Consider the following 9,516-nt stretch of genomic DNA (forward strand, 5'->3'; position numbering starts at 1 on the left):
TTTTCCAAGCGCGGAGGACTGCCGTGAGAAACATCTGCATGACGGTATCCTATGACGGAACGGCTTATCATGGCTTCCAGACACAGCCTCAGAAGACTACGGTTCAGCAGCAGTTGGAGCAAGCTTTGCGTCAGCTCACCTCCGAGGAGATCAAAGTGACGGCTTCGGGTCGCACGGATGCGGGGGTTCATGCGCGGGGACAGGTTTTTAATTTTCATACCGTTTCACAAATCCCGATTGAACGCTGGTGCATGGCGATCAACTCGCGGCTGCCGGATGATATTGTGGTATGGGATGCTAGGGTGGTGCCGGAAGATTTTCATGCCCGAAGGTCCGCCAAGCGCAAGACGTACCGCTATACGATGCGCTGCGGGAAATATCCGGACCTGTTTAAGCAGCATACGGAGTTTCACCATCCGACTCCTCTTGATATCACGGCCATGCAGGACGCGTTGAGCAGCTTTGTCGGCGAGCATGACTTCACATCGTTTTGTTCGAGCCGATCGTCGGCGGAAAGTCATGTTCGCACGATTTTCGAAGCTCGCTTGGAGTGCGAACCTATTGAGCCGCACTTGCAGTCGTACGCGATCCACATTTATTTGACCGGCAGCGGTTTCTTATATAATATGGTGCGGATCATTGTAGGTACCTTGATTGAGGTCGGTGAAGGGAAGCGGAGCCCGTCCAGTATTCGCGGCGTATTGGCGGCGAAAGATAGGGCTTTGGCTGGACCGACGGCGATGGCGCACGGGCTTATGCTGTGGGAAGTTTTTTACGGAAAAGATGCGCCAAATGCTTGATTACTGCATGCCAATGTAGTAAAATAACAGATGGTGTTTCTGATGACTGGCTACCCCACGGCCCCGGGTCAATGAAACGGCCAACCAACTTGTTTTAACCTATAACCATGATAAATGAATGACCTGTGATGAAGATAGATTTAGGAGGAACATTAACATGCGTACCACATATATGGCGAAGCCAAATGAAGTTGAACGCAAATGGTACATCATCGATGCTACCGACAAGACGCTCGGACGTCTGGCCAGCGAAGCGGCAAGCATTCTGCGCGGCAAGCATAAGCCTCAATTTACTCCGCATGTAGACACTGGCGATTTCGTTGTTGTCATCAATGCCGAGAAAATCGTTTTGACAGGTAAAAAACTGCAAAACAAAATGTACTATCGTCACTCCCTGCATCCGGGCGGTCTGAAAGTGACTTCGGCTCAAGATATGCTGAATAACAAGCCTGAGCGTATGTTGGAACTGGCGATTCACGGTATGCTTCCGAAAAACCGTTTGGGCAACCGCCTGAAAACGAAGCTTAAAGTGTATGCAGGTTCGGAACATCCGCATCAAGCACAACAACCTGAAGTTTGGGAACTTCGCGGTTAATAAAGGGAGGACTGTCTTGTGGCACAAGTACAATATTATGGCACCGGTCGTCGTAAGCATTCGGTAGCACGTGTACGTTTGGTACCGGGCGAAGGCCGTATCATTATTAATAAACGCGAACTGGACGACTACTTTGGTCTGGAAACGCTGAAATTGATCGTAAAACAACCGCTTAACCTGACTGAAACATTGTCCAAGTACGATGTATTGGTTTTGGCTCATGGCGGCGGGATCTCCGGACAAGCCGGCGCGATCCGTCACGGAATTTCCCGCGCTCTGCTGAAAGCAGATCCGGAATTCCGCGGCGCCCTGAAAAAAGCGGGCTTCCTGACTCGTGACCCGCGGATGAAAGAGCGTAAAAAGTACGGCTTGAAAGCTGCTCGTCGCGCTCCTCAATTCTCCAAACGTTAAGATCGACGCAAACGAACCTTTCCGAATTCACTTCGGAAAGGTTTTTTTATTTTCACCGAACAAGCCCGCAAGCAATAAAATAAGGCAGAAGCCTAGAGAAAATTTTAAATTGACAAAAAGGGTCCATCGTTTATAATTAAACTAAAATACAATAAAACACATACTTATACTCGGAATTAAATTGTCGGAGGTGCGAAATAGTATGAATTTATTTGAAAAAGAGGAGTTAATCCGCCAAGCCGCAGAGGATTTTGAATCGCAAAGCCCGGAGGCACTTTTATCCTGGGCGGTAGAAAGGTTCCCGAATATCACGTTAGCCTGTAGTTTCGGAGCAGAGGACGTCGTATTGGTCGATATGCTCCAGAAGGTCAGCCCCAAAACCGATATCTTTTATCTGGATACGAATGTGCATTTTCAGGAAACCTATGAAACCCGCGACCGTCTGCAGCAGCACTATGGACTCGAATTCGTACAAGTGCTTCCGAAGCTTACGCTGGAGGAGCAGGCGCAGCAGTTTGGCGAAGAACTGTGGAAGACTGCTCCCAACCAGTGCTGCAACATCCGCAAAGTCGATCCGTTAACGGATATCCTCAAAAATTATGATGCCTGGATCACGGGAATTCGCCGCGACCAAGCGCCGACACGCGCCAATGCCAAGAAGGTCGAATACGATGTGAAGTTCGGTCTTGTCAAATTCAATCCGCTCGCCAGCTGGACATCTGAAGACGTATGGAATTATATTCGAAGCAACAACATTATTTACAACCCGCTTCATGACCGGAACTACCCAAGCATCGGCTGCGAGCATTGTACTCGTCCGGTAGCGGCGGGTGAGGACCCGAGAGCGGGCCGTTGGGCCGGTTTCGAAAAGACGGAATGCGGGCTTCATAAATAAGCAGAGAGGTTAATAGGAGGAGCAATAGCGATGGGAGAAACCATTCGACCGCACGGCGGGACGCTTATTCATCGGGTGATTGAGGGCGAGAAAAGAACAAGCCTGCTTGAGCGCGCCGCAACGTTATATTCGCTTAAAATCGATGCATGGACGATCTCCGATCTTGATTTGATCGGTGTCGGCGCTTTTTCGCCGCTTACAGGCTTTTTGGGTGAACAGGATTATCATTCGGTCGTGGAACGTATGCGTTTGGAAGACGGAACGGTCTGGAGCATCCCGATTACGTTAGCCGTCGAGCCGCAAATCGCCCGTGACCTCGCTGTCGGGCAGGACGTAGCTCTTGTAGGGGCGCAAGACGGCGTCATCTATGGCATTATTGAAGTCCAAAGCATATATCATGTTGACCAGCGCAAAGAGGCGCTGAACGTGTTTAAAACCGATGACGAAGCGCATCCCGGCGTACAGAAGCTTTTCTCCAGGCCGTCTACCTATGTTGGCGGGCCGATCCAGGTATTAAACCGCCCGAAGCCGGATAAATTCGAGGAGTTTTACTACGATCCGGCCGTAACGCGACGGCTTTTTTCCGAAAAGGGCTGGAAGAGCGTAGTCGGCTTTCAAACCCGGAATCCGGTTCACCGGGCGCATGAATATATTCAAAAAAGCGCGATGGAAATCGTCGATGGCCTTTTTTTGAACCCGCTGGTGGGCGAAACCAAGTCTGATGACATCTCGGCGGATGTCCGGATGCGCAGCTACTTGGTCCTGCTGGAAAATTACTATCCGAAGGATCGCGTATTTTTGGGCGTATTCCCCGCAGCGATGCGCTATGCCGGGCCACGCGAAGCGATTTTCCATGCGATGGTCCGGAAAAACTACGGTTGCACGCATTTTATTGTAGGGCGTGATCATGCGGGCGTAGGCGACTATTACGGAACATATGAGGCGCAGGAAATCTTCAGCAATTTCACGGCCGAAGAGCTTGGCATCACGCCGTTGTTCTTTGAGCACAGCTTCTTTTGCACCAAATGCGGCAACATGGCCTCCAGCAAGACGTGTCCGCACGGCAAAGAAGATCATCTTCATCTCTCCGGAACAAAAGTTCGCGCACTGCTGCGTGACGGCCAATGCCCGCCACCTCAGTTCACGCGGCCGGAAGTAGCGGAAGTGTTGATTCAAGGTATGAAAAACCCTGAATATCAGGTGTAAGCATCAGGTATATTTGTCCACCTCGTCCCATAAGATGAAAGAGAGTCTAGGGGATGTGAGGTGGATTTTTTCATGTTCGGAAAAAGAAAGAGGGTCGTCGTTTGGCTGACCATGCATAGCGGGATCAAAATCGTCATGTCAGCCTTGTTGGTGGCGCTCATGCTGTTCATGTTCACCTACGAGCTCCCATCCACCAAAACATGGACGTATTGGACGATGCCGCTGTCCGGTAAAATTATCGCCTTGGATGCCGGGCACGGCGGGCCGGACGGAGGCGCTCGAAGCAAGGACGGGCTGGAGGAGAAGGATGTAAATTTGGCCATTGCTTTGCACCTTCGGGATTATTTGCAGCAGTCGGGAGCATTGGTGGTCATGACTCGGGAGGACGACCGGGACCTGGCTTCTCCGGAAACGAAAGGGTACAGTAAACGCAAAACCGAAGATTTGCTGAAACGGGCGGAGTTTGTTATCAAGCAAAAGTCCAATTTATTCGTAAGCATTCATCTGAACAGCATCCCGTCTCCCCGCTGGTCGGGTGCGCAGACGTTTTTTTATCCGAATCATGCGGACAATGCGACATTAGCAACATTGATTCAGGAGGAGATTAAAAGGAATTTGAAAAATACGGATCGGGTTGCGAAGCAGGCCGACAAAGAGATCTATTTGCTTAAAGCGATGACGATTCCGAGCGCTCTCGTGGAAGTCGGCTTTTTATCCAATCCGGGTGAGGCGCAGCTTCTCCGGGACCCGGCTTATCAGAAAAAGATAGCCACTTCCATTTATCAAGGCATTCTCCGGTATTACTCGGGTGAAAAAGTGGGCTCTTGATGAATTTGTGGTATAATATACCGCAGGAACTTAACATTGGATCGCCGAGGTGACATCGTGATAACCAAAGAACAATTGCTGGCTTCTGTAAGCCCGCTGAAGGACCTGGAATTCGGCCTAAGCTTGGCCGATTTGAATTTTATTCGCGATATCATGATCAAAGAGCAACATGTTTCGGCTACCGTACTGCTGTCCAGTGCTAGCGAATCGTACAAGCAGCAGCTGCAGGATCAGGTTATCGAGGCGTTCAAACAAGCGGGCGCCGCGGACGTTCACCTGCGCTTTCGGCTGCTGTCCGAATTCGAGCGCAACGAAGCCGCGCGTAAGGCCCAAGAATCGGCTTCTGCTCGTGAAAACGCGGAACAGCCTTCCGTCCCTTCCGTCAACGTGCTTGACCCGCAATCGGGCGTCCGCTTCATTGCTATTGCGAGTGGAAAGGGCGGTGTCGGGAAATCGACGGTCACGGTCAACTTGGCTGTAGCATTAGCGCGATTAGGGAAGAAAGTCGGCTTGGTTGATGCCGACATTTACGGATTCAGCGTTCCTGATATGATGGGAATCGAGGAAAGGCCGCAGCTCGTGAACAACCGCATCATTCCGGTTGAGCGGTTCGGCGTGAAAGTGATTTCCATGGGCTTTTTTGTCGAAGAAAATACGCCGGTCATTTGGCGCGGCCCGATGTTGGGCAAAATGCTCCGCAACTTCTTTAACGAAGTCGAGTGGGGGGAGCTGGACTATATTTTGCTGGACCTGCCCCCGGGAACGGGAGATGTAGCCCTCGACGTTCATCAGATGATTCCTCATAGCAAAGAAATTATCGTTACCACGCCTCATGCTACAGCCGCTTTTGTCGCAGCCCGGGCCGGAGCGATGGCCATTCATACGGAGCATGAAATCATCGGCGTCGTTGAAAATATGTCGTATTATGCCTGTGGCAAATGCGGCAATAAAGAATATGTTTTCGGCCGGGGAGGCGGCGGCAAGCTGGCTGAGGAACTGCATACGAAGCTGCTTGCGCAAATTCCACTGGGCGTCCCGGACAACCATGTGGCCGAGCCGGATTATTCTCCGTCGGTTTACAAAGCCGACACCGAAACGGGGCTCATTTACCGCGATATGGCGGAGCAAGTGATTCAACAGCTAGAGGAAAAAGGATCAGCCTGACGCGGCCGATCCTTTTTTCTTACTTAAATGTAATGTTATCCTCCTCCACCGCCACCGCCTTGCTTAGATCCTCCACCTTGCTGATTGCCTTGGCCACCACCCTGTTTTTGCTGGCCTTTCCCTTCGCCGCCTTTACCTTGTTGTCCTTGCTGCTTAGGCATCGACTCTTCCTGCAGCACCTTCTTCATCAACTCCATCATTTCCAAGCGGAAAATGGGACTTTGGAGGGATTCCTGTATGACAGCTTTCGTTTGAGTGCGGTAGGCGTTTCCTTTCATTGTATCCAGCAGCATCATCTCAAAATCCGGGCTTTTCATCGCATCCATCATTGCTTTTTGATATTCCGGGTCCTTTAAAAGATCTTTTTGCAGCTGCTTGGTATCTTTTTGAATGGCTTTCGCGAAATCACCGGCAAATTTCGGGTCGCTAATCATTTTTTGCAGAAACTGGTTGTTTTCCGTATCGGCAAGCACATCCTTTACTGCGAGCTGCAGTTGCTGCGTATCGCCGGCGGATAATATTTGGAGCTTGCTGTTCTCGCGTATGGTAGCCTGTTGGATAGCTTTCCGGCCGTCTTCGGTCTTCAAAATATCGAGGACCATCGACTTGGTGTCTTTGTAAGTATTCCCGCCACCGGCAGATGAGGCTTGCGTATCGGAACCGCAGGCGGTTAAGAAGCCGACGATTAGGACGGCGTTTAAAAAACGAATCCATCGCGCTATCATCAGTTCGGGCTCCTTTCATTGTTTTGCCGTTAGTATTTGTTGCGTCCCCGGGGATTAACACAATTGTTGTTAGCTTTTTATTGTGAAGGTTGGTACAATTAACTGTTGAAATGACTTATTGGGGGTATAGCGGTCGTGACGTTGAGAAAATGGTTTTATTTATTTTGGACCACGCTGCTGATCGGTGCGGTGACGGCCGTTATTGCCGGGCTTGTACTACAATTGACGGATCAACAGGTTGAGCTCGGCGGAAAACAAATCGGCTTTAGCATGATCACGATGATCCTTGGCGGTGCCACCATCAGTGTGTTGAGCCAGATGGGCTTTTTCGCTTATTTGATTGTCCGGTATATCGTGGGGGGCATTATTCGAAAATGGGCTTGGGATATCGTCCAAGTGATCATTATTGTGATTGTGTTGTTCGATCTGATCTACTTGCGCTATGTTAGCAGCGGGCAGCAGATGAGCTGGGGAGTATATATGATTCTTCCGCTATCGCTAATTATTGTGTCGATCGGCGTAGCTTGGTGGAAAGTAAAAATGACGAATCGGAGCGCCGTCATTCCGACATTGTTTTTTATGATCGCGGTCACGGCGATCGAGGCCATTCCTTCCCTGCGGCTCGACAACGCGGCTTCTACAATCTTTATGATGGTTCCGCTGTACTTGTGCAATGCTTGGCAAATTTTGATTCTCAGCAGAGTGCTGAACACAAATAAAGAGCCGATGTAACGGCTCTTGCTGTTTTTTCGTATAAGAAGCGGGGGCTTAATGTACAGGCTTCATGGTCTGATCTTCGACAGGCGGTTGATTGCTGACCTTCGTTTGCTTCATCAATTGGCTGACCGTCACGAACTCATAACCTTTTTCGCGTAATTTGTCGATAATAACGGGGAGCGCTTCGTGCGTTTGCTTGACGGAATCACTGGCGTGAAATAAAACGATATCGCCGGGATGCGCTTTAGATACGACGCGGTTGATGATCGTGTCGACTCCCTTATTCATCCAATCCTGCGAATCCGTATCCCATTGAATAACCGTATAGCGGAGCTCGTTAGCGATCCGCAGCACGCGCTTGTCAAAATCGCCGTTAGGAAGCCGCAGCAGGTTCGGACTTGTGCCGGTTACTTCCTGAATGATTTGGTGCGCCGTCTTGATTTGGGCGCGAATTTCTTCATCGTTTAAGCTGCTGTAATTCACGTGCTTATGTCCGTGACTGCCGATTTCCCATCCGCCTTTGACGATTTTGCTCACGATTTCGGGATGGCTTTTGGTCCAGGGGGAAGATAAGAAGAACGTTGCGTTTCGGATGCCCTTGTTTTCCAGGATTTGAAGGATCGGCTCGGTACGCGTATCCCCCCAGCTGATATCGAAGGTAAGGGCGATAAGCTTTCTTTCCGTGGGAATGCTGTAGACCGCGGCGGGTTCGTATTGGGAGAACACAGAAACATTTTCCCTTTCCGAATAAATGATGCCGATGGCGAACAGGACAGCAACGGTAATAATTAGCGCTTGTTTAAGCTTTTTGCCGTTCATGACATAAAAGTAATTCACTGGTTAGGCCTCCTTTGCCTATCTCGTCCGGAAAGGCTTGTATTAGTAGATGTGTATGCTCGTACCCTTATCTTATGCTTAAAAGGAGGGACTCTCTTGAATTGGAAAAATGCCTTTGCGCAAATGAAGCTGATGAAACATTACTTTATTGCATCCACCTTAGTATTTGTCGCGGGTATTGTGATGGGCGCTCTGTATTCAAGCCAATTTCATGCGTTCATCAACGGGCAGCTCGAAGCGTTAAAACAAATCTCCGATTCTATTGCAAGCAAGCCGAATCAGCAATGGTCTTTATTTTGGCTCATCTTTTGGAATAATGCTTCCAAATCGTTATTGATTATTGCCTTGGGATTGTTTTTCGGGGTATTCCCGCTGTTTTTTCTTCTTGCCAACGGCTTGCTGCTAGGCTATGTATGTATGGTGTCAGCTCAAAAGCAATCCTGGTTGTATGTAGTCAAAACGATTCTTCCCCACGGTATCCTGGAGATTCCGGCAATTATCGTGGCCTGCGCCTTCGGGCTGCGACTGGGTATAATGGTTCTGAAGATGCTGCTTTCCGCACTTAGCCCGACCCGTTCCGTCAAGACGAGAGAACAGTTTCTTCTGTTTATCAAAGCGCTGCTACCCGTCAGTGTGATGCTCGTAGCGGTTCTGTTCATCGCCGCGTTAATCGAAAGCACGTTAACCTTATGGTTAGCCCGCGGATAAAAATAAATGAAACGTCAACTCATAAAAATGCCAAAAACTGTGCATAACAGTAAAACACAAGACGGTTTTGGCGATGTAAAGAGGTATGCAGACAAGCGCCGCCCGTTCTTGGGTTTAGATTCGATGCGCTAACGCTGCATATCTTTTTTTGCATTGACGCACTTCATTTTGGAAAGGGGCTTACATCGGCATGCTTGGCTTTTTGTTTAACGAACGGGAATGCAGAGAACTGGACTACGTCCTGCGCAAGGAGCTGGATGAAATGCTTTTCGACTTGAATGACAAGAGAATCGATGCGGACATCAAAACGGCAATCGAATCGCGGTACAAAGTCATTTTCCGCATGTACGCCCGCTTAGCCTCGCCAAAAGAAATTTCGAAATACGCAAGGAACCGGATGTACCATTAAAAACAAATCAAAAAATCGCTTGACTTTCGGTGTGTTCTTATGATACTTTATTACTCGTTCTCCTTTTGCAAGCAAGCAGCTTCACCTCTGGAAACAAAAAGAAATAAAAAAAAGCTTGCTTTCCGATAGGTGAATATGATATATTATAAAAGTCGCCGCTAAACGAGGTGACAACAAGAAACAAAGGCTGAGAAGCATAGCGACACAGCTTTTGTTGAAGG

Annotated in this window: 13 protein-coding genes; 10 read left to right on the forward strand and 3 right to left on the reverse strand. The window is 49.3% G+C overall.

The genetic code is table 11. The features are described 5' to 3' along the window. Window positions 1–23 precede the first annotated feature (23 nt). From truA to PEH01S_RS21225, 7 genes are all read left to right on the forward strand, one after another. A complete protein-coding gene (gene truA / locus PEH01S_RS21195) occupies window positions 24–800 on the forward strand; it encodes a tRNA pseudouridine(38-40) synthase TruA (RefSeq protein ID WP_025851073.1) in 777 nt (258 codons plus the stop codon). A 157-nt stretch (window positions 801–957) separates the two neighbouring features. Continuing rightward, the gene (gene rplM / locus PEH01S_RS21200; RefSeq protein ID WP_025851074.1) at window positions 958–1,395 is read left to right on the forward strand and encodes a 50S ribosomal protein L13; all 438 of its coding nucleotides are present in this window, start codon (window positions 958–960) and stop codon (window positions 1,393–1,395) included. Window positions 1,396–1,413: 18 nt separating this feature from the next. Next, window positions 1,414–1,806, forward strand: a complete 393-nt coding sequence (rpsI, locus tag PEH01S_RS21205) for a 30S ribosomal protein S9 (RefSeq protein WP_025851075.1) — start codon at window positions 1,414–1,416, stop codon at window positions 1,804–1,806. Window positions 1,807–2,008: 202 nt separating this feature from the next. Continuing rightward, the gene (locus tag PEH01S_RS21210) at window positions 2,009–2,701 is read left to right on the forward strand and encodes a phosphoadenylyl-sulfate reductase (protein ID WP_025851076.1); all 693 of its coding nucleotides are present in this window, start codon (window positions 2,009–2,011) and stop codon (window positions 2,699–2,701) included. A gap of 30 nt (window positions 2,702–2,731) precedes the next feature. After that, complete coding sequence (gene sat, locus PEH01S_RS21215) at window positions 2,732–3,907, forward strand: sulfate adenylyltransferase (protein ID WP_025851077.1); 1,176 nt, start codon at window positions 2,732–2,734, stop codon at window positions 3,905–3,907. A gap of 72 nt (window positions 3,908–3,979) precedes the next feature. Next, entirely contained in the window at window positions 3,980–4,735 is a 756-nt protein-coding gene (gene cwlD, locus PEH01S_RS21220) for an N-acetylmuramoyl-L-alanine amidase CwlD (RefSeq protein ID WP_127487857.1), read from the forward strand. A 57-nt stretch (window positions 4,736–4,792) separates the two neighbouring features. Next, complete coding sequence (locus tag PEH01S_RS21225) at window positions 4,793–5,899, forward strand: Mrp/NBP35 family ATP-binding protein (RefSeq protein ID WP_127487859.1); 1,107 nt, start codon at window positions 4,793–4,795, stop codon at window positions 5,897–5,899. Between the two features lie 35 nt (window positions 5,900–5,934). Here the strand turns inward: PEH01S_RS21225 and gerD are convergent, their stop codons facing one another. Continuing rightward, the gene (gerD, locus tag PEH01S_RS21230; RefSeq protein ID WP_025851080.1) at window positions 5,935–6,624 is read right to left on the reverse strand and encodes a spore germination lipoprotein GerD; all 690 of its coding nucleotides are present in this window, start codon (window positions 6,622–6,624) and stop codon (window positions 5,935–5,937) included. Between the two features lie 135 nt (window positions 6,625–6,759). Between gerD and PEH01S_RS21235 the strand changes: the two genes are divergently transcribed. Continuing rightward, a complete protein-coding gene (locus PEH01S_RS21235; protein WP_025851082.1) occupies window positions 6,760–7,356 on the forward strand; it encodes a KinB-signaling pathway activation protein in 597 nt (198 codons plus the stop codon). Window positions 7,357–7,392: 36 nt separating this feature from the next. On the opposite strand, the gene pdaB is transcribed toward PEH01S_RS21235, so the two are convergent. Further along, a complete protein-coding gene (gene pdaB / locus PEH01S_RS21240; protein WP_127487861.1) occupies window positions 7,393–8,178 on the reverse strand; it encodes a polysaccharide deacetylase family sporulation protein PdaB in 786 nt (261 codons plus the stop codon). Window positions 8,179–8,274: 96 nt separating this feature from the next. Here pdaB and PEH01S_RS21245 point away from each other — a divergent pair, with 96 nt between their 5' ends. Further along, window positions 8,275–8,886 (forward strand): stage II sporulation protein M, encoded by a 612-nt coding sequence (locus PEH01S_RS21245; protein ID WP_025851085.1) that lies wholly within the window; start codon window positions 8,275–8,277, stop codon window positions 8,884–8,886. A gap of 190 nt (window positions 8,887–9,076) precedes the next feature. Continuing rightward, complete coding sequence (locus PEH01S_RS21250; protein WP_025851086.1) at window positions 9,077–9,295, forward strand: hypothetical protein; 219 nt, start codon at window positions 9,077–9,079, stop codon at window positions 9,293–9,295. Window positions 9,296–9,332: 37 nt separating this feature from the next. Here PEH01S_RS21250 and PEH01S_RS35160 read toward each other — a convergent pair. Next, the coding region (locus tag PEH01S_RS35160) for a hypothetical protein (protein ID WP_218032713.1) at window positions 9,333–9,516 on the reverse strand (184 nt) is incomplete at its 5' end.

The sequence above is a fragment of the Paenibacillus ehimensis NBRC 15659 genome (assembly GCF_004000785.1).
In the GTDB taxonomy this organism is placed as follows: domain Bacteria; phylum Bacillota; class Bacilli; order Paenibacillales; family NBRC-103111; genus Paenibacillus_G; species Paenibacillus_G ehimensis.

Bases quoted from the DNA above. Each gene is read 5' to 3' on its own strand.
- gerD (WP_025851080.1), bottom strand. From the start codon at position 6,624: ATGATAGCGCGATGGATTCGTTTTTTAAACGCCGTCCTAATCGTCGGC.
- PEH01S_RS21250 (WP_025851086.1), top strand. From the start codon at position 9,077: ATGCTTGGCTTTTTGTTTAACGAACGGGAATGCAGAGAACTGGACTAC.
- PEH01S_RS21210 (WP_025851076.1), top strand. From the start codon at position 2,009: ATGAATTTATTTGAAAAAGAGGAGTTAATCCGCCAAGCCGCAGAGGAT.
- rplM (WP_025851074.1), top strand. From the start codon at position 958: ATGCGTACCACATATATGGCGAAGCCAAATGAAGTTGAACGCAAATGG.
- sat (WP_025851077.1), top strand. From the start codon at position 2,732: ATGGGAGAAACCATTCGACCGCACGGCGGGACGCTTATTCATCGGGTG.
- cwlD (WP_127487857.1), top strand. From the start codon at position 3,980: ATGTTCGGAAAAAGAAAGAGGGTCGTCGTTTGGCTGACCATGCATAGC.